Origin of the sequence: Cytobacillus luteolus, from assembly GCF_017873715.1 — a bacterium.
Classification (GTDB): domain Bacteria; phylum Bacillota; class Bacilli; order Bacillales; family Bacillaceae_L; genus Bacillus_BV; species Bacillus_BV luteola.
On record NZ_JAGGKM010000003.1, the window covers coordinates 482,639 to 502,608 of the forward strand.

Annotated in this window: 26 protein-coding genes; 24 read left to right on the plus strand and 2 right to left on the minus strand. The window is 33.4% G+C overall.

Annotation, left to right across the window (positions count from 1 at the left end; genetic code table 11):
* Positions 1–93: 93 nt before the first annotated feature.
* The gene (locus J2Z26_RS11010) at positions 94–1,389 is read right to left on the minus strand and encodes an MFS transporter (protein WP_193539075.1); all 1,296 of its coding nucleotides are present in this window, start codon (positions 1,387–1,389) and stop codon (positions 94–96) included.
* 252 nt (positions 1,390–1,641) lie between these two features.
* Between J2Z26_RS11010 and J2Z26_RS11015 the strand changes: the two genes are divergently transcribed.
* The 13 genes from J2Z26_RS11015 to J2Z26_RS11075 all read left to right on the plus strand — a co-directional run bounded on the left by J2Z26_RS11015 (position 1,642) and on the right by J2Z26_RS11075 (position 13,102).
* The gene (locus tag J2Z26_RS11015) at positions 1,642–3,663 is read left to right on the plus strand and encodes a prolyl oligopeptidase family serine peptidase (RefSeq protein WP_193539073.1); all 2,022 of its coding nucleotides are present in this window, start codon (positions 1,642–1,644) and stop codon (positions 3,661–3,663) included.
* A gap of 157 nt (positions 3,664–3,820) precedes the next feature.
* Positions 3,821–4,525, plus strand: a complete 705-nt coding sequence (locus J2Z26_RS11020) for a sigma factor-like helix-turn-helix DNA-binding protein (RefSeq protein ID WP_193539071.1) — start codon at positions 3,821–3,823, stop codon at positions 4,523–4,525.
* A gap of 34 nt (positions 4,526–4,559) precedes the next feature.
* The gene (gene clpP / locus J2Z26_RS11025; RefSeq protein WP_193539069.1) at positions 4,560–5,141 is read left to right on the plus strand and encodes an ATP-dependent Clp endopeptidase proteolytic subunit ClpP; all 582 of its coding nucleotides are present in this window, start codon (positions 4,560–4,562) and stop codon (positions 5,139–5,141) included.
* A 146-nt stretch (positions 5,142–5,287) separates the two neighbouring features.
* The gene (locus J2Z26_RS11030) at positions 5,288–5,761 is read left to right on the plus strand and encodes a DinB family protein (RefSeq protein WP_193539067.1); all 474 of its coding nucleotides are present in this window, start codon (positions 5,288–5,290) and stop codon (positions 5,759–5,761) included.
* Between the two features lie 173 nt (positions 5,762–5,934).
* A complete protein-coding gene (locus J2Z26_RS11035; protein WP_193539065.1) occupies positions 5,935–6,558 on the plus strand; it encodes a hypothetical protein in 624 nt (207 codons plus the stop codon).
* Between the two features lie 96 nt (positions 6,559–6,654).
* Positions 6,655–6,966 (plus strand): hypothetical protein, encoded by a 312-nt coding sequence (locus tag J2Z26_RS11040; RefSeq protein WP_193539063.1) that lies wholly within the window; start codon positions 6,655–6,657, stop codon positions 6,964–6,966.
* A 242-nt stretch (positions 6,967–7,208) separates the two neighbouring features.
* On the plus strand, positions 7,209–7,859 hold the full coding sequence (locus J2Z26_RS11045; RefSeq protein ID WP_193539062.1) for an MtnX-like HAD-IB family phosphatase: 651 nt from the start codon (positions 7,209–7,211) through the stop codon (positions 7,857–7,859).
* A complete protein-coding gene (locus tag J2Z26_RS11050; RefSeq protein ID WP_193539060.1) occupies positions 7,859–8,914 on the plus strand; it encodes an iron-containing alcohol dehydrogenase family protein in 1,056 nt (351 codons plus the stop codon). The genes J2Z26_RS11045 and J2Z26_RS11050 overlap by 1 nt, the downstream gene beginning before the upstream one ends.
* A gap of 341 nt (positions 8,915–9,255) precedes the next feature.
* Positions 9,256–9,786: a hypothetical protein gene (locus J2Z26_RS11055; RefSeq protein WP_193539058.1), complete on the plus strand. Its 531-nt coding sequence runs from the start codon at positions 9,256–9,258 to the stop codon at positions 9,784–9,786.
* 68 nt (positions 9,787–9,854) lie between these two features.
* Positions 9,855–10,493 carry a hypothetical protein gene (locus tag J2Z26_RS11060; RefSeq protein WP_193539056.1) on the plus strand — a complete coding sequence of 213 codons (639 nt, stop codon included), beginning with the start codon at positions 9,855–9,857 and terminating at the stop codon, positions 10,491–10,493.
* A 460-nt stretch (positions 10,494–10,953) separates the two neighbouring features.
* The gene (locus J2Z26_RS11065) at positions 10,954–11,373 is read left to right on the plus strand and encodes a YhfM domain-containing protein (protein WP_193539054.1); all 420 of its coding nucleotides are present in this window, start codon (positions 10,954–10,956) and stop codon (positions 11,371–11,373) included.
* A 456-nt stretch (positions 11,374–11,829) separates the two neighbouring features.
* Positions 11,830–12,531, plus strand: a complete 702-nt coding sequence (locus J2Z26_RS11070; protein ID WP_193539052.1) for a class I SAM-dependent methyltransferase — start codon at positions 11,830–11,832, stop codon at positions 12,529–12,531.
* 238 nt (positions 12,532–12,769) lie between these two features.
* Positions 12,770–13,102 (plus strand): hypothetical protein, encoded by a 333-nt coding sequence (locus J2Z26_RS11075; RefSeq protein ID WP_193539050.1) that lies wholly within the window; start codon positions 12,770–12,772, stop codon positions 13,100–13,102.
* On the opposite strand, the gene J2Z26_RS11080 is transcribed toward J2Z26_RS11075, so the two are convergent.
* Positions 13,103–13,327 (minus strand): hypothetical protein, encoded by a 225-nt coding sequence (locus J2Z26_RS11080; RefSeq protein WP_193539048.1) that lies wholly within the window; start codon positions 13,325–13,327, stop codon positions 13,103–13,105. It abuts the gene before it with no gap.
* A 354-nt stretch (positions 13,328–13,681) separates the two neighbouring features.
* Here J2Z26_RS11080 and J2Z26_RS11085 point away from each other — a divergent pair, with 354 nt between their 5' ends.
* From J2Z26_RS11085 to J2Z26_RS11135, 11 genes are all read left to right on the plus strand, one after another.
* Positions 13,682–14,413, plus strand: a complete 732-nt coding sequence (locus J2Z26_RS11085) for a class I SAM-dependent methyltransferase (protein ID WP_193539047.1) — start codon at positions 13,682–13,684, stop codon at positions 14,411–14,413.
* A 105-nt stretch (positions 14,414–14,518) separates the two neighbouring features.
* Positions 14,519–14,917, plus strand: a complete 399-nt coding sequence (locus J2Z26_RS11090) for an NUDIX domain-containing protein (protein WP_193539045.1) — start codon at positions 14,519–14,521, stop codon at positions 14,915–14,917.
* Between the two features lie 29 nt (positions 14,918–14,946).
* The gene (locus tag J2Z26_RS11095; protein WP_193539043.1) at positions 14,947–15,363 is read left to right on the plus strand and encodes a hypothetical protein; all 417 of its coding nucleotides are present in this window, start codon (positions 14,947–14,949) and stop codon (positions 15,361–15,363) included.
* An 86-nt stretch (positions 15,364–15,449) separates the two neighbouring features.
* The gene (locus J2Z26_RS11100; RefSeq protein ID WP_209794346.1) at positions 15,450–15,968 is read left to right on the plus strand and encodes a hypothetical protein; all 519 of its coding nucleotides are present in this window, start codon (positions 15,450–15,452) and stop codon (positions 15,966–15,968) included.
* A 69-nt stretch (positions 15,969–16,037) separates the two neighbouring features.
* Positions 16,038–16,784, plus strand: coding sequence for a hypothetical protein (locus J2Z26_RS11105; RefSeq protein WP_193539039.1), 747 nt, complete (start codon positions 16,038–16,040; stop codon positions 16,782–16,784).
* 97 nt (positions 16,785–16,881) lie between these two features.
* Complete coding sequence (locus tag J2Z26_RS11110; protein WP_193539037.1) at positions 16,882–17,688, plus strand: serine hydrolase domain-containing protein; 807 nt, start codon at positions 16,882–16,884, stop codon at positions 17,686–17,688.
* 54 nt (positions 17,689–17,742) lie between these two features.
* On the plus strand, positions 17,743–18,369 hold the full coding sequence (locus J2Z26_RS11115) for a hypothetical protein (protein ID WP_193539035.1): 627 nt from the start codon (positions 17,743–17,745) through the stop codon (positions 18,367–18,369).
* Positions 18,370–18,458: 89 nt separating this feature from the next.
* Entirely contained in the window at positions 18,459–18,875 is a 417-nt protein-coding gene (locus J2Z26_RS11120) for an NUDIX domain-containing protein (RefSeq protein ID WP_227413830.1), read from the plus strand.
* Entirely contained in the window at positions 18,876–19,046 is a 171-nt protein-coding gene (locus J2Z26_RS11125) for a hypothetical protein (protein ID WP_193539032.1), read from the plus strand.
* A 52-nt stretch (positions 19,047–19,098) separates the two neighbouring features.
* Entirely contained in the window at positions 19,099–19,614 is a 516-nt protein-coding gene (locus J2Z26_RS11130; protein ID WP_193539727.1) for an AAA family ATPase, read from the plus strand.
* 31 nt (positions 19,615–19,645) lie between these two features.
* Positions 19,646–19,924, plus strand: coding sequence for a hypothetical protein (locus tag J2Z26_RS11135; RefSeq protein ID WP_193539030.1), 279 nt, complete (start codon positions 19,646–19,648; stop codon positions 19,922–19,924).
* Positions 19,925–19,970: the final 46 nt, after the last annotated feature.

Below are 19,970 nucleotides of genomic sequence, written 5' to 3' on the forward strand. Positions count from 1 at the left end.
TAAAGAGGAAATTGGGTAGGAATTTTCTGACTTTTTAAGATGATAAAGAAATACCCTACTACCAAATTGGGAGTAGGGGTGATTCAGTACTTATTAGCACTTTACATCTCCATTTTTTCTTGTGTAGAAATACCAACAGATTATCAAACTGATTGCATAGTATCCTAAGAATAAATATAGTGCTAAGTTTGCAGTGCCTGTTGTTGCAATTGACCAACCGAAAATTTTTGGAATGAAGAAAGCGCCATACGCTGCAAAAGCTGCGATTAGTCCTAATACAGGAGCGGCAAATTTCTCTTCAAAAATAAATGGTACCATTCTGAATGTTGAACCATTAGCAATCCCTGCACCAGCAAACAATGCTAAGAAGGAGAATAAGAAACCTACAAAATTAGCTGTATTTAAGAAATAAACAACACTTGATGTTGCTAGCATCATTAAAATAATCGTGCAAAAAGTTACCTTTGCTCCGCTATTCACTTTATCAGAAATCCAACCTCCGAAAGGACGTATAGATGCTCCAACAAACGCTCCTAAGAATGCATAACTCATTACATTGATTTCTGGGAATTCTGAACGAATTAACAACGGAAATGCTGCTGCGAAGCCAATAAATGAACCAAAACACATGATATATAACCAAGTCATAACCCAAAAATGCTTCATCTTTATTACAGACAATTGACTACTAATACTTGGTTTAGCTACTGGAATTTCATCAAAGAAGAATAGTGTTAAGATAAATGATACAACGATTGGAATAACCCAGATAAATGCAGCGTTTTGGATATAAACCTCTGTTCCGTCAGGCATCACCTGTGCACCGCCTGTTAAAGCTCCAATAAAGCCTAATCCAATTACAATTGGAGTTAATAATTGAACAACGCTTACTCCTAAGTTACCAAGACCAACGTTAATTCCATTTGCTGTTCCTTTTGACTGTTTAGGGAAAAATGGGTTTAATGTTGCTGTTGATGAAGCTAAATTACCTCCACCTAAACCACATAGTGCTGCTAAGATTGCCATTGTCATAAAACTAGTGCTTGTGTCTTGAACAGCAAATCCAATTCCAATTGAAGGGATTAATAATACTCCTGTTGTTAAGAGTGTTGTTTTTTTACCTCCAATTAAGCTTGGTAAAAATGTATAAAGTAATCGAAGAGTAGCCCCTGTTAATCCTGGTAATGCCGCAAGTGTAAATAGCTGTTCTTGGGTAAAATTAAACCCTGCATCATTTAATCTTACTGCGGTTACTGACCAAAGTTGCCATACGCAAAATGCTAAAATTAAAGCGAATACAGAAAGTCCCAAGTTTTTTCTTGCACGTTTTTTTCCTTTGGTTTCCCAAAAGTGACTATCTTCAGGGTTCCATTCACTAATTCTTGCCATGATGATTTCCTCCTAATTGTTTCTTCTTTCTCTTTTAAAATTTTATAAAGAATTATTACTACACTCATGATACTTTTTATTTCAAAAACAAAATGTGAGGTTTATCACAATTCTAGGTGGAAAATAATTGTCCACTACTGATTATCATAAAGTTGTAACATTTCTAAAATGTAGTGAAAAAAATGATTTCAGAAGGAGAACTTATTTCGTTTGTCGAAATAGTATATATATTTTTTAATTGGAGGAATGTCGATGCTTACTGTAAGGAAGAGTGACATAGTAGAAAATTTTCATGGCACGAGTGTTGCTGATCCGTATCGATGGTTAGAGGATACAAATTCGGTTGATACAGCGGAGTGGGAAAGAGCGATGGGAGTTGAATGTACAGAATACTTTTGTCAATCTTCTTCAAGAACAACTGATAAAGAGCGCTTAACTGAGCTTTGGAACTTTCCGAAATATTTTGTTCCTAAAAAAATTAAAGGAAGATTGTTTTATCAAGAGAATGATGGGTTACAAAACCAGGCTGTTTTAATGATGAAAAATAATGAAGGTGAAAAAGTCGTTATTGACCCAAATGCTCTTTCTGAGGATGGTACCGTTGCGGTAACTAACTACTCATTTGATAGCGATGGTCGCTATGTAGCCTATGCAACATCTGCCAACGGAAGTGATTGGCAGCAAATTCAGGTTAGAGATATAGCAACAGGGAATGATTTAACTGACCTTATTAAGTGGGTGAAATTTACTTCAATTACGTGGCATCCAAGTGGGGAAGGTTTCTTTTATAGTAGATTTCCAGAACCAGGAACAGTCAGTAAAGAAGATGAAAGTAATCATCATAAAGTATATTTTCATAAACTAGGTACCGAACAATCAGCAGATTTTCTGATTCATGATCAACCGCAGGATAAAGAGCTAATGTTTTCAACTATTCTTTCCTATGATAAAGAATACCTTTGTTTACATGTAAGCTATGGCACAGCAGCAGAAAATCGTTTCTATGTGAAGAAACTAGATTCTCAAGAGGGATTTAGTAGAATACTTGATGACCAGGATGCAGAGTACTCCTATATTTTTAACGAAGGTAAAAGGTTCTACTTTAAAACAGACCTTGATGCATCAAAGGGTCGTGTAATCGTGATTGACCTAGATTCACCTGGGAGAGAAAATTGGACTGAAGTTATCCCAGAACAAGAGAATGTAATAGACCATATTAAATTTGTAAATGAGCGATTCATTATTGGTTTCTTAAAAGATGCACATCATGTGGTTCAACTTTTTCATGAAAATGGAACCTTCGACAAGGAAATAAACGTTCCATTTATCGGTTCTTTAACTGAACTATCCATTAATAAAGAAGAGAATGAAATGTACTTTGGATTGACTTCATTTTTACATCCAACAACAGTATTTAAGTATGATATAACAATCGATCAATTAAGTGTGGTTGCACAATCCAATCTACCATTTGAGGTTTCGGATTATGAAACTTCACAAATCTTCTATAGATCCAAGGATGGGACAAATATTCCAATGTTTTTAACCCATAAAAAAGGCTTGAAATTAGATGGCCAAAACCCAGTCATTTTATATGGGTATGGAGGGTTTAATATTAGCTTGTCACCATCCTTTAATCCTGCGATTCTTCGTTGGTTAGAGAAGGGTGGAGTATATGCAGTAGCAAATCTTCGTGGTGGGTCAGAATACGGAGAAGCTTGGCATAAAGCTGGTATGCTTGATAAAAAGCAAAATGTGTTTGATGATTTTATTGCTGCTGGAGAATGGTTAATTGAAAACAAGTACACGTCAACCAATAAGCTTTCAATTATGGGAGGCTCAAATGGTGGTCTGTTGGTAGCAGCTTGTATGGTCCAACGTCCTGACCTTTTTGGAGCTGTTATCTGTCGAGTTCCAGTTATTGATATGCTACGTTATCATAAATTTACCATTGGTCGATACTGGATTCCTGAGTACGGAAATGCTGAAAACCCGAGTGATTTCCCATATATGTATGCTTATTCTCCACTTCATAATGTTACAGAAGGAGAAAAATATCCAGCCATTTTAATAGCAACAGCAGATAGTGACGATCGAGTTGTTCCTGCTCATGCTAAAAAATTTACAGCAACCCTAAAAGAGTTGGCTGACCCATCAACCAGTGTTATTCTTCGGTTAGAATCGAAAGCGGGGCATGGGCTTGGCAAACCAACATCTAAGTTAATCGATGAGTGGGTCGACTTTTACGATTTCCTCGATAAAGAATTAGTTTAAATGAAATAAAAGCGAGGAGTCTTCCTCGCTTTTTATTGGCTAAAAATCAAATTTGGGAATAATATGAAAGTAAATATAAAAATATTTGATAGCCCCGTATCTTTTCACATAGGGTAAATCGTTAGTAAGGTAAGAGAGGTGTTAAAGAGTGAAGAATATGATTAGCAAGTTAAGAGAGGGTACGAACCAAACAGGTAAGGAACAATTCAGCTTAGAAGAACTTTATACAAATCTTAAGAAATATTGTTACTTCCTTTCTAAAAATAAGTGGGACGGAGAGGACCTTGCCCAACAATCGGTCCTTAAAGCTTTGGAGCATTATCAGTCGGAAATTACTCAACCTTTATTAAAAAAGATTGCATATCATCAATGGATTGATACAACTCGTAAGAAGAAAAATGTCCTTTTAGATGAAATACCAGATAAGGCCAATGAATCTGGGTTTGAGTCAATTTTCACGATAAGGGACTACTTAATGAAAGGTCTCACTCCAAAGCAGCTCGTTATTTATGTACTAAAAGAGGGATTTGAATATCAATCGAAGGAAATTGCAGATCTACTGGATATAAGTGAGACAGCTGTAAAATCTATTCTTTTCCGAGCAAGAAAACAGCTTGAGAAAAGAAAAGATGAAGACGAAAAAGAGCCGTCTGATTTATATTGGGAAGAGGTTGATGAGGAGCTACTTTCAACTGTGATATACGAGGCTTTGTATCTAAATGATCCAAGTACTCTAATTACACAGATCCGATTGATACCTGCTTTATTTAATGTTGGTCATTCTCCGAAGCTTGTTAGTCAAAAACCATTCACTCGGAAAGCACATTCTCCTACAAACAGCTTTTACTCTATCGCTGCATAGAGTAATGGCTAATTACTAGCGGGAGGCTATATAAATGACGACAATTCCTTATGTAATTGAGCAATCAAATCGTGGTGAGCGTTCTTATGATATATATTCAAGGCTTCTAAAGGATCGTATTATCATGATCGGTGATGAGATTAATGATCATGTTGCAAATAGTGTAGTAGCACAGTTGCTGTTTTTGGCTGCAGATGATCCTGATAAAGATATATCCCTTTATATTAATAGTCCAGGTGGCTCAACCACTGCAGGTTTTGCCATCTATGACACCATGCAATACATTAAGCCAGACATTAGAACCATCTGTATTGGGATGGCTGCATCCTTTGGTGCAATGTTATTATTAGCAGGGACCAAGGGGAAACGCTATGCTCTTCCAAATAGTGAAATCATGATTCACCAGCCACTAGGTGGGGCACGAGGTCAGGCGACAGAGATTGAAATTTCGGCACGAAGAATTCTTAAACTAAGAGAAGACATTAATAAAATAATTGCTGATAAAACAGGTCAATCTGTTGAAAAGGTTGCAAAGGATACAGATCGTGATTATTTTATGACTGCACTTGAGGCAAAAGAATACGGGATTATTGATGAAATCATTAGTGGAAAATGAGTAATAAAGTTACCCAGTAAGCTACCTTTATGTAAGGTACTACTGGGTAGTTTTATATAAAGGAAACTACTTCAAAATAAAGGAATTATGTAGGACTTACCGAATATAATAAAGAGATTTTGAGTAATTAAAATGGGGGAATATACATGGGTCAAACAATTCTAAAGCAGTTTGAAATGACGAGAAACTTTTTTCTGAAAAAGGTTGAAGCACTTCCTATCGACATTCTTGAAGTGCAGCCGGAAGGGTTTAATAACAATATCCTATGGCACATCGGCCATGTATTAACGGTAACTGAACAATTTATGTTCGGATTTCCAAAGAAAACAACCTTTTTACCAGAAAATTATGTTGAGTTATTTGGAAATGGTTCGAAACCGTCTAATTGGATTGAGGAAGAAGTGCCACAAATTGAAGAGCTAATCTCACAACTCAAAGAACAAGTGGTTCGCCTAAAAGAAATCCCGGTAGAGAGTTTTGAGCAAGTCCTTCAAAAACCTTTCCTAGGCCTTGAAACATATGGGGAATTAGCCCAAATGGCATTATTCCATGAAGCCCATCATCTAGGACAAATACATACAATCCAACGAGTTATTTCAACACAAAGCATTACAAACTAGCAGAAAACTTAATACTTGTGAATTTGATTAATAGACTAAGTCGATTTAATAGTTGATTTGGTCTATTTTATTTCATAAAAGTTTGTGAAAAGTAGCCAAACGAAACAAGTTTCAATTATATGGTATAATTAGGGAAAATAGTTGGGGGCAGAGACGTTAAAATGAAGCAATTAATGAGTGTTATTCTTACGGTATTTATCTTGTTTTTATCTGGTTGTAATAATAATGATACGTTAATAGAAGAACAGCAGAAACAATTGAAAGAATTAGAGAATCAGATTGCTGATCTTAAAGAAATAGTCAAGGAACAGGAAAAAGTAATAAATAACCAAAATAAAGAGTTTTCTTATTTAAGAGATTTTACAAAAGAGGAAATAGAATCATATGAACAGTTTGTAAAAGATAAAAATCCACAACACCTATTAGGCTTTTCTCCTGAAAAAATACTGTTGATTTATTACCATTCAGTAGTACTCGGTGATGTTGAAGCAATTTATTATCTAACATATGACGATGGTACATTACCAGACTTATCTACTTTTAGAGAGAAGTATTATAAAGAAGGACTGAGTAAAAGTGAGCAAGAATCCACAGTTGATTATAGATACTACAATTCAATTAAAGTGAAAGAAGATACTAAAACAGAAAATGAAGTTGTTGTCGAAATGAATGTAAGTTTGGGGATTTTTCAAGCAACAATCGTTTATGGGCTGAAAAAACAAAATGATATTTGGAAGATGGATATCTTACATTTGATGGAGTATTTTGAAGATAAATACAAAAGTGCCTCATTATAATAAGGCCAATTATAGCTATTTAATTTTCTATCACTATTAAAGTCTTATTATCTGTACTCTGAAAGTATGAATTACATGCAACAAGGAGGTTATATGATGGAAATTATCCTGAGAAAATCAGGTATTTATGGATTAGTACTTGGATTGGCTATTGCTATTTTATTAGTTGATTATAAGGACGTTTCACGGCTTGGTCATAATGGTACTGTGACTACTTATAAACCTATATTTGAATATATAGTATCTATCTTACGTTTTGGGATTATTGGAATGTTTGTTGGATTGTTAATTGGATGGAAGAGTTATGAAAGAAAAAATAAAACAGAAAAGAAAAAAACGTATTACATCGAATTCTTTATTGTGGTATTTCTAATTACTGTAGTTCTAATGTTTGCTCTCAATTGGTGAGAAATAAAAAAATAAGTAAAGTTACCAAACGGACACATATGTTATTGTAAAATCTCGATTTGGAATTACACTAGGTACTCTATAATGATTTACAACTTAATAAAGACAAACGCTGCCATTCTTCGCTTCTTGAAGTATGGCTTTTAATAATGAAATTGGTGGTTAATGATATAGAAATAAGTTAAAGATAAAGAAGTAAAATTATAGTAATGTCAAGACGAAATAACTTGGAGGTTTCTTTAATGAAGAAGTGGGCTTTTGTCTCTGATTTTGACGGTACGATCTCAAAAGAAGATTTTTATAAAATGGTGATGAATCGTTATTATTCTGAAGGAGAAGAACGATATAAGCAGTGGAAAAACGAAGAAATTTTAGATATAGAGTTCCTGAGTGATGTATTTACCTCAATTGATCAGGAAGAGGAGCAAATTTTAAGTGATATCCTTACCATCCCAATTGATGAGTATGTACCGACGTTTATAAATCATGTACAGAATCAGGGTGGAGATTTTTATATTTTGAGTGCAGGTACGGACTACTATATTTATCAGATCTTACAACAATATGGTATCAAAGATGTTAAGGTATTCTCAAACGAGGGATACTATCATGAAAAAAATATCCATATGAAGATTGACAAAAAGCACCCCCACTACTCAGAAAGATACGGGATTGACAAGTCCAAGGTTATTTTAGAGTTAAAGGAACAATATGATACTCTTTATTTTGCGGGGGATAGTGAGCCAGACTCACACCCGGCGCAATATGCGGATGTGACCTATGCCAAGGATGCACTACAGGACCTATTGCGAGAAAAAGGCATTTCCTTTGTACCTGTTCAATCATTTGAAGAAATTGAACAAGACTTAAAAGCTAGAGGGGTGCTCTCCTGATGGTAGGGAATCAAGTCACAAACATTCCCATCCCAGGTATACTTGAAATTGGTTCTGGTATTCTTACAAGAATTGATCAGATATTAAAAAAACACGCTTTTACATCTGCTGTTATTCTATTTGATGACTATTCCTATACAACGTTAAAACAACAGATTGAACACAGTTTATCATCCTTAAAGGTAAAGTGTGTTGAGATGTCAGATTCACTTGATATTCATGAGCTTGTTTCACTTGGGTTTTCCTGGGACCGCTATGATGTCGTCATTTCTATTGGTGGAGGAACGGTTGTTGACTATGGAAAATACATTGCGTTTTCAAGGAGAAGTCCTTTTATTAGTATTCCAACGGCCCCTTCAAACGATGGCTTTGCCAGTAGTAACTGCTCGTTACATGTTGACGGAAAAAAAACAACCGTGCCAGCAAAAGTTCCTTATGGAATCATTGCTGATCTTGATATCATTCGTAATGCTCCTGAACGCTTTATCCTAGCAGGTATTGGTGACTTAATGTCTAATATAACCGCATTATATGATTGGGATTTTGAGCAAAGACATGAAGTAAGCAAGGTCAACGCGTTTGCTTATATGCTCAGTAAAAAAGCGGTAAATAGCTTCATTCGGACACCAATGGACGATATTAAAAATGAACTTCTCTTAAAAGAATTAGTTAGTTCTCTAACTATGGGAGGCATATCGACTGTAATTAGCGGGAATAGTTCCCCAATAAGTGGCTCTGAACACCTTATATCTCACAGCCTTGATATCATTTCATCGAAGCCACAAATGCATGGTATTCAGGTCGGTATAGCTACATACATCATGTCACATGTCCAAGAACATAGATCCATGCGCATGGAGAAAGTTTTTACACGAACAGGCTTCTTCGATTATGTTAAAACGTTAGGGTTAAAAAAAGAGGAATACTGTGAGGCTATTATAATGAGTCCTTCTATTAAACCTGATCGTTATACTTTCATACACGAAGAAAGGTATCGAGAAAAAGCATTAAAAGTAGTGAAAGAAGACTCCATCCTGCAAGAAATTTTCCAATGATAGTCCATTACTGATTGTTAAGGTTGTGTCCACTATTTTTCTTAACACTTAAGAGTATTTTCTTCATAAAAGTAGTGAGCCGCTTGGTATCTAATCTGATCCCAAGCTTTTTTTTGTGATTTCCCTTATTTTATTAAGTGTCACATATTAGGATAATAGTTTAATCTCTGATTGCATTTTCTTACCTAAAAACAGGGCAAATTTTTGGAATATTATGTTAACATTAAGGCTAGGCGATAGGGTACTAAAGATTAGAATAATTAAAGAAGCTGGATATTAATACTCATTTCACAAGGTCATAAGGTAGTGAATACAAATTAAATTCATAAAGGGGATGAAATATGAAACGGTATTTTATATTGACTGGAATTGCTGTAGCATTAAGTTTTTTGTTCGCATGTTCAAATAATGAATTAGACATGGAAGTTTTAGCTTCGGAATACGAAACAAAGATTGAAGAGAAAAATGGCGAGATTAATAAATTAAAAGAAGAGCTACGATTAACGAAAGACGAATTGAAACAAGAAAAGGAGAAACTAGAAGAAAGTAGCGTTGATTTACAAATTTACGACCACAAAGCAAGAAGAATTATGAGCCTAATAACAGAGAAAGATTTTGATAAATTAGCAAATGAGTTTAATGTTGATTTTGAAGTTAGTGATGAAAGTCTTGTTTTCAATAAACTTCGTGATTATCCAACAGCACCTGCATTTCCAATAGCTATAGCTGGATTGCCTATGTATTTTGCGTATTATAACCATCAACCTGAATTTACAGAAGTTGGTTACTTCCTATATGACAGTGAACGAAAGTATGATATACATTTCCACTTCGGAAAAAATAAAGAATTCGAGTACGTATCTTCGGAATAAAGATTAGCGAGATATTTGCCTTTTAAATTATTTGATACAACTAAAATTACTCTCTTGGGGGTTATAGTATGTTATTAAAACAATTGTTCATTTTAGTTTTGCTAGCATTGTTTCTAAGTGGATGTTCTAACAACGAAAAAGTTGTAGAATTAACACAGGATTTAGATGAAATGTCTGAACGTTTAGAGGAGAAGGAGAGTGAGTTAAAGGCACTATATCAGCAACTAGAAGAAACAAAGGAACAGGAATATATCAAAATTCCTAAAAATGAAGCTCCTAAATTATGGAGTAATCCTGATGCTCAAATATGGGAAAATGTATTGAATTTTTCCTTCGCTGAAGAAAATGGTTGGAAGCGTGGTAGTACAAATTGGAGAAAATGGGATGGTGAATTTGATCCGTCATTATCAGCCCCTAATCAATCATGGGAAACGCCAGGTTTGTTAATGCTGGCGTGGATGACTGATGTTGAAGCCACCTATTGGTTGGGTCAAGAAGTATGGGAGATAAATACTAGAATCGAATTTTCTGATGAAAGTAGTGCAAAGGGTTATATATTGAGTTTTGGTTTTTTTGATGATTCCATTGATGGAAGCGATATAAAAATAACCATGAAAAAAGAAAATGGCTTTTGGTACATTGTAGATGTTGAAGAACGATCCCGTTGCTCAAGGGGTCTGAGTGAAGATGATGAGCTTTGTTTATAATTTATATTTTTAGGTTAGAAGGTTACTAACTTGCTTCTATAGGTAGAAAGGAAGGCTTTAATTCTTCTGAAAACGGATAAAGGACGGGGAGGGATTACAATTACTGTCAAGAAAAGGGCTGCTCTTTATACAAATATGGTTATTGGTTCAATTGGTATGATTATGATTGGACTAGGCTTCGTTAGCTATTTTACTTTAATATATGACATTCAAGGTTATTTCCTTTCTGTAGTAGGTTATGCCTTGGTTAATAACTACATTTATACTTTAGAAAAGAAGGCTGGCATCAGTAAGAAGCTAATTTGGATAAAATCAATTCTTAGCATACTGACTCTGGGTATCATTTCGTACATATTTTATTTATAATCATTTAAATTTTATGAATTGAAGCGTTAATCAAGGAAGGGTTATTGGAACTTTTTAAATACATACTCGACTAATTGATTGAGGGGTGATATATATGAAATTTTATAAAACTGGGATAGTTATGTTTACAATGTTTTTATTTGTAGTTGCTGGTTGTGTAAAAGGAATAACAAACGAAGAACAAAAAATAGTAGTACAAAAACGTGTTGGTGAAGAAAATAAATATGGAGAATTTAAAGAGGTTACTGACAATGTTATAGTTCAAAAGGTTAAGAAGATAGTAGAAGATGTTGTTTGGGAAAATGCAAAAGTGAGTATGGTACGTCCTGCTGATTATCGGTTTGCATTTCAATATAAGAATCCAGAAATTGAAGCAAAAGGCATATTATATGAACTTTGGATCAGTCCTAATAAAGATAAGGTGGAGCTTGTAATAAATGGTGAAAGTAAATATGCGCAATTAAATGAGAAAGATTCAGCTGTTTTGTTAGGGATATTGACTGGAGGAATGTAATCAGATATGGGCAAACCGATAAACTTGTTGATGCTAATACTAAAAAGTAGTTTGTTTTATGTCTGATAAAAATAATTGTTTTATAAAAAGGTGCTGCTCTTCAAAATGAGATTGGCACTTTTTTTTTTATAAAAACGAAGCCAAATGTACTAACTTAAGGGTTTTAATGTTACACCTTTATTACAATTATTACAGAATTATAGGTTTTATAAATTACATATAGGGTTAAACATTGTCATATTAACAATTAAACCGTCTACTATGGAAAGTAATGGTTTAGTATTGCAGTGTAGATTTAAGGTGAAATTTTAGCTAATATATTATCTTTTAAGACTATTTAAACTACTGTTAACCTCTATTATGAATCTACAATATAAACGTATTTTAACGTTGCTGTAACAAGTTTTATGCAAGGTTTTAGTAAAATAGTAGTAGCGTTATATGGAGGGATTAACTATGGAGAAAAAAATACTAAATTATGAAGATCTATTAGTTATGCTGGATGATTTTTTAAGGGAACCAAAAGAATTCTGGGATACTTTTTATGAAGATAGATCAAAGGATATTCCATTTTTTAAGGTTAAGGGACCTGATGAGAATTTAGTTGAGTATTTCAGTAAAGGACTTGCTCCTAAGAAGGTATTGGAAATTGGTTCTGGACCTGGGAGAAATGCGATTTATATGGCACAGAAAGGATGTACCGTAACTGCATTAGATATATCTGAAAAGGCGATTAAGTGGGCAAGAGAGAGAGCTAGTAAAGTTGAAGTAGAAATAGATTTTCAATGTGCCTCTCTATTTGATTTTGAATTTGAGCCTCATTCGTATGATTTTGTATATGATTGTGGGATGTTCCATCACATAGCCCCTCATCGTCGTTTAACTTACGTTGAAATCCTAAAAAAAGCACTTAAAAATGGTGGTCTTTTTGGAATTGTTTGCTTTAATACAGAAGGTGCTCTAGCTACATCAGATTGGGATATTTATAATGAAAGAAGTCTAAAAGGGGGCATAGGTTATACAGAAGAAAGACTAAAAGAAATATTTAATGAAGATTTCAATATAATCGATTTTAGAAGAATGAATAAGATGCTCCAATCGGATGAACTATTTGGAGAAGACTTCCTATGGACGAGTTTAATGCAAATTAAAAATTAGATGACTGTTTTCTATACAACTAGCTGTGGTACTGTTCCGTGAAGGAGTAGTACCATATTAATTTTAGTGGAAAAGAATATGGACTAGGTAAAGGGTAAAGCGCAGGGCTTATAGTAGGAGAAAAAAACCATTGTAATTCCATTATTTTGAAACCTTTTATTGAGTTGTCCGTATTAAATCAAATAGTGTCTCTTTACATAATTTTATTTTTATCAATTGTATTGAAGGTGATGAAAAAATGTTGCGATATTTATTAAGTACAACTGTTATTGTGGCCATTCAACTAGTTATATTTTATTTCTTATCTCCTATGTTTAACCTAGCATATTACGATGCTGTATTTATGTTTGGTGCATTAACGTGTGCAGTTGTTTTTTTCTTTTCAAGCAAGGGTGACATATATGAAAAAAAAACAAATCACAGTGCCTTTATCGCACTAGGGCGAACTCTTGGTTATGATAATATGAAGACAGAAAAATTTAGCATTGATATGAATCCATTATTATTCGGTTCTGCAATAGTAACTATTGGGGGAGCTGTTGTTTCCTTACTGGTCTTTTTAGTTCAGTAACTATTTTGGCTTAGTAAAAACTTTGCCATTATTTAACTCACACCAATCGTCCAACTCGTCATATATGTCTTTATTTCCGTATTTATCTATAAAGGATTCTTTGTCTTGAAATACTTCCATTAAACCATCTTCTATTAATGTTACCATTCGAAAAGGGTTTAATTGGAAAACCTTAGATACTGCTATCAATTCACCAATATGAACAACGTTAGCAATATTTTTCATTATTTCATCTCCTTTAAATTGATAGCTATTTATTCGTAAAAACAGTAAGAAATTAATGTTGAATGTACTTTAGACAATAAAGTCTTACTATTAGTATTGTCAGTTTTTGTGATACTATGTGTGGCGATTATTTATACGCAGGATCTTGGTAAAGAATTAATTGATTAAACTGTTTAAATTTTATTCGCCAATTAGCGTTATACTAGCTGATTGGTTTTCTTTATAATTTGTCTGTCTTGTTATTGGGAATAAAGACTTTTCTTTCTTGCGCTCTTCTGTTTTATAAAACACTTATGGTAAAATTTACAATGTAAATATTGTGAAGCGGAAGACTTTGAAAGGGGCTATGTAGTTATGGATTATAGGGGACCAGAGGTTTATGAAAAGGAGGATTTTCTTTCGAATTATATGAAGAGGAGATCTAGAAAGGATAGTCCTAACAATGCAATTGAAGGTCCTATCATTTATGAACTTATAGGAGATTTTCAAAATAAAGATATATTAGATTTAGGTTGTGGTGATGCTTCGTTTGGAAAGGAATTACTAAACCACGGTGCAAATCTTTACATAGGTGTAGAAGGTTCTGAACTTATGGCAGCTTCCGCAAAACTTAATCTAATTAATCAAAATGCAACAATTCTCCACGAGACAGTGGAAACATTTAGTTATCCAATGAATAAATTTGATTTTGTTACTTCTAGGTTTGTGATCCACTATGTTTCAGATATTCATTTACTGTTTAAAAACGTACATAAAACGTTGAAAGACAAGGGTAAATTTATTTTCAGTATACAACATCCTCTCACTACCTCATCGTTTCTCAGTAAACAATCAGGTGAAAAGAGGGAGAACTGGGTAGTTGATGATTATTTTATCGAAGGAGAAAGAAAAGAACCCTGGATAAATAAAACAGTCGTAAAATACCATCGAACTATAGAACATTACTATACAGCACTTACTAAAGCCGGCTTTACAGTCAATGATTTACGTGAAGGAATGCCTAAGCGTGAACATTTTAGTAATGAAGAAGAGTTTGCTCGAAGACTAAGAATCCCAGTCGTGCTAGCATTTTCTTGTAAGAAGTAATCTGAAATTTAGTTACTTAACAGGACCTCTGATTAAGAAGGATATATATAAATAAATGATTTTATTAAACTATAAAAATATTAATCGAATATGTAGGGGAGAATTATGGAAAATAGACCTAGAGCGTTTGCAGCACTTATAAAAGGTGATTCCATTCTAATGGTACACGTCGTAACCGGTTCAAAAGACTTTTGGACGTTACCAGGTGGGGGGTTAGAAGCTGAAGAGACATTTGAGGACGCTGTTGTGCGTGAGGTACAGGAAGAAGTTAATTTAAAGGTGAAGGTAGTTAAAGAATTATTTACTGGGACATATGAACGTGGTATTGAAAAGTGTTTTTTGGTTGAAGAGATAGAGAAAGCATCAATACCCACATTAGGTTACGATCCCGAGCTACCCAGGCACCAGCAAGAATTAAAGGAAGTAAAATGGCATTCGATTACGAACGTTCGAGAGGATTTACATGTTTCAAAGGTTATTGAAGCTCTGAATCTAAAGGTATAAAAAATATAAAATTAAGAGTGGGTGTTTTCTTGAAAACAACTAAACAGCATCAAAAAGAGATGAAATTGACTTTATGGCTATTTGGGGTATTTGGAATTATTCTACTTATAGGTTTATTGCTAGGTATAATACCTCCTAATTTTTGGGTAATATGTATTGTTCTGATCGTAGGTTTCCCTTTAATCTTAAGAGAAGGAAGAAAGACTATAGAAGAAGTTAAAGAGAAACAAGCAAGAATGCTCCAAAAGGGAGTATGGAAATTCATATTTGTTTATGGAATTCTTCTATTTGGGTTCCCTTTAGGTGTATTTACTGCTCTTGAAGAATGGGGAAATACAGCTTTGTTCGTCTTTACAGTTTTATCAGCTATGGTAATTGGAGGTAGTTTTTACGGCTCTATAATGTATCTTGTTGTGAAGAACAATTACAAGAAATATAACATGTAACTATTAATCTAAAAGGGAGTTGTCAAGATGGTTGATTCTTTTGCAAAAGAACTGACATTTTTTTAAGGTCACAGGTGGCAAATTCGATGATTCAATATGGAAGGATTTTTTCAAGTAATTGTATGGATTGGAGGGGCTGGATGAACAGCAATAAAGTAGCTTGGATTTGCCTTGTGATTTCGGTAATTGTATTAATTTCACTAATTACAATTAATTTTGTCTTATATGCAGGTGTTGTCTCGTTAGGTACTTATTTTCCTTTTATTATCATCATGCAAGTTTTGTTTTATAAAATAAGAAACTATACTATTGGCTTACTAATATTAAATACTACAATTATATTAACTTTTCTAGTTGTGTATCTGAGTATCTTTCCTTCGTTTGATTATGAAGAAGGTAAAAACTTAATTGAAAAAGAAGTTGGGCAGGATAATTTAAATTTTTTAGAAGTAGATTATAAGACAGTTCCAACAACGGATAATAATCAATTTTTATACAGAAATTTAAACTATTATTATAAGATTGCACATCTATCAAGTGAACAATTTTTTTCAGTTGACCCAATAACTGGTAAGGTTTTTAAATTAAATAGGCCTTTTTACTGACATACAAGATAGGTAATGATTTGGTTTATAAAATAAAAGATAGTCAAACTAGTTGAGTGGGGTGAGGGTTTGAAGCGACTAATAGATTTCAACCAATTTAAATGGATACAAGAGGAAACAGAGCGCATAGATTTCAATAATTGGAGCGGTTGCTATGTTTCAAATTTGATTCCCAATAGATATGAACATTATTGTAAAATTATCCACCCCATTTATCGTGATATGAATATTCAAGACGAGAATCTACTGTGGAGTCAATGTGACCCAAATGATCCTGTTCAGTTTCAATATGGTGAAAGGTTACTATTAAAAGACCTAGCCAAAAGGTACAAACTTCAATATACAAAGGAAATTAGTAGTTCAACAATATATCATGCATTGGGAGGATATCCACGATACTTAATTCTTTCAGATGAAGGTAGTATAGACAAGGGAACCCTTGAAGAACTCATTTCTGTTTTGTCTCGCTTTATAAAAGGTGAGCAGTGTTACTTTCATTACGATTTATTAAAAACCGTCAATGAGTTTCAAGATATTTGTACAAATGGACATTTATATTATGGAAATCTCGAGGATGTTAATGAGTTATTTGATATGGGAGACTTAGTCGGATTGGGGTCACCTACTTATTGGTGGACAGAGGATAGAGGTTGGTGTATTCATACAGATTTTGATTGTCGTTTCTCCTTAATAGGTGGTAGTAGAGAGTTAATAGAGGCTCTTTTAGCTAACAATCAATTAGAATGTATTAAGATAGACAGTAAAACAAGAATAGATGATGCAGCAGATAAGTTGAATAATCCTGATTGGGATTAATGAAAAAATCTGAATAATCATTGTGAAAGAGGATGTCTAGAATTATAGATGTAATATCTTAGGAGGGAGAGCAATTCCATACAACAATATAATAGTAATGATTGTAGTCGTAATTCTTTCTTCCTTGCTTATACAAAATGAAATCCATGCAGCTATAGATAATAAAAATGAAAAAATAATAAAAATAGAATCTGAGATCGAACAAAATATGATTAGACATAATATACCAGGCATGTCATTTGCATTAGTGAATGCGGATGGTATTGTATTTTCAAAAGGGTATGGAACGTTAGACTCAAGAGACGACACTCTAGTAATAAATGAAGATACTAACTTTCATATCGGTTCATTGTCAAAAGTTTTTGTATCCTTAGCAATTATGAAACTACATGAAGAGAAGAAAATTAGTGTAGAAAAACCTGTAGTAGATTACCTCCCCTGGTTCTCAACAAAGGATGAACAATTATCAAAACAAATCAAGATCAAGCATTTATTAAGCCATACTAGCGGGTTGCCGGGTCGGCTTAATGTTCATGAAATTGAAGAGACAGATAGACAAGAGATTATTAGTCAAATCAAAAAGAAACTAAGAAATGCTAAGCTAGTAGGAACACCAGGTGATACATACGAGTATACAAATATGAACACTGACTTGTTGCAGCTAGTGATTGAAGAAGTCACAGGTAAGAAATTTACGACATATATGGAAACAAATATTTTTAATCCATTAAATATGAGTCGTACTGGATATTTTATTTTTAATGGTAGTCATTTATCCAATACAGCTATGGGACATCGCTATCATTGGGGAAAGATAAAACCTTATGATGAAAAGTTAGTGTATGCCACCTCTGGTTCAGCAGGCTTATCTTCAAATGGTAATGATTTATCGAAGTTCATCTAACTTCTATTAAACTATGGAAACAGTCATAATGGTTCTATAATCAGCACGGATAGTATGAACCAAATGTTCCAGCCTGTTCAAGGAAGAATGGCTTACAATTGGTACGTTTATCCTCATAATGTGTATATGGAAGGTGGTTTACCAGGCTTTACTTCAACAATGGTTATATCATCAGATAAATCGTTTGGATTGGTACTTTTATCAAATTCTAAACAACCAATAACACTAGAAATTGGATTTAATATTTTTAGGATAATTGAAGGAAAAGAACCGGTGCCATTATTGGAATCGCAATATTCAAAACTAAATTCCGATGCTCAACTTCTCCTTTATATGTCGATTGTATTTTCGATTATTACTCTCGTTATTGTAGGGGTTACATTGTTTCAATTAATGAAGAAGAAAAGAAAATTCTCTTTAATGAAATCTAGCTTTAAAGAATTTGTTATTAGTAGTATTATTGTTTTAATTTATTTTGGGGTAGTATACTACCTTCATGTTTATGCCCCTTTTACTATTGGAGTACCCACAATCCTTGCATTTCAGAAGGAACCGGACCTTGTCACGTCAATAATAGTTTTTTCAGTGGTGTACAGTTTTTTTTTAATAGTGTTACTTACCAGAATTAATTTTATTAAAAAACCTTACGATTTCATCAAAAGCCATGAACACAATCTTTAATAAGTTCTTATTCAGAAGGTCTAGGGACTTTTATTGTTGAAGTAATTTGCATAATAATCGTTGTTTATTAATAAGGGATGTGTAATAGATTGAGAGAATGGATGGGTTCTGCTGCAATATGCATAAATGAGGATAAAGAGATTTTGATGGTAAGAGGTATAAATACATATTCTTGGGCAGTACCCTCAGGCGGAATAGAAGACGGGGAAACACCGGAACAATGTTGTGTAAGGGAAGTGAGAGAAGAAACAGGGTATGAAGTGGAAATAATAGAAAGGTTATTCATTAAAGAGACCGTTATTAAGGGTATAGATGTTAAGACATATTATTTTAAAGTGAAAAAATTAGGAGAGAGTAACGGCATAGATGACCCTGATAAGACAATTGTTGAGACAGAATGGATGTCCTCCTCAGAGATGAAAGCTATTTCACATGTTTATCCTGAAGACTTGGAGCAACTTCTAGCGTGCCTAAGTGACAATGAGACAATAAAGAGGAGAGTATAAATGAAGGTAGCAATCAGAATCATGTTAAGTGTCATTTTATTGATTATTGCCATTGGGATAATTGATACTTTTGTTGAAAAAGGAATATTGAAATTTATATTAATTGGTGTTTCAGTTAGTGTAGTGGCGGTATTTAACGACAAGCAAAACCTTAAATTAAGAGAAAAATAATTTGTAACTCAATGTTCTGGTGGCGGAAATTATAATAGAATTAGGTGATTTTGTGGTAAAAACAATACCTAAAAGAATACATATTATTGGCTCAGTCGCAAGTGGTAAAACAACTCTAGCAAAAGAATTATCTAAGAGGTTAGGTATACCTTATTATGAACTGGATAATGTAGTTTGGATAAGGCATAAGTATGGAGATATAAGAAGAACTGACCAAGAGAGAGAAGAGTATCTAAATACTATTGTACAATCTGAAAATTGGATTATTGAAGGTGTACACAATGAGGATTGGGTAAGCAATTGTTTTAAAAATGCAGATTTAATCATTTATTTAGATCCAAACTATCAAATAAGAACCTATCGAATAATTAAGAGGTTTATAAAACAAAAACTTCGGTTGGAAAAATCAAATTACAGACCAACATTAGAAATATTTTTTAAAATGTTTAAGTGGAATCGACATTTCGAGGAAGTTGGAAGGGTTAATTTTTTCAACAAATATGGATTACATAAAGATAAGATAGCAATTATTAATAATACAAAGAACCTTAATAATTATTTTAATTAAAGAGAGTAAGCTAAATGCACTGGAGGGCACTATGAAACAAGCACCACCATTATTTTTCTTTGCAGCGCTACTAATGTTTATAGCAATACTAGAAGGACTATATTTTCTTATTCAAGGATTCAATAACTATAGCGGGTTAAATAGCGCATATATAATCTGTTCCATTTTTGGATTCTTCTTAGCATTAAATAGTATTCTACATTTTAAGTCAAAGAATCAGAAGAGAGGGACGTTTTTATTTCTCCTTGCATTTTTGGCACTATTATTACTAAACGGGAGTCTCATGATAGACAAATATGTATTGAGTTAAACGTGCGATAACTATATAAAGGTTATCGCCTTTTACTTGCAAAGTA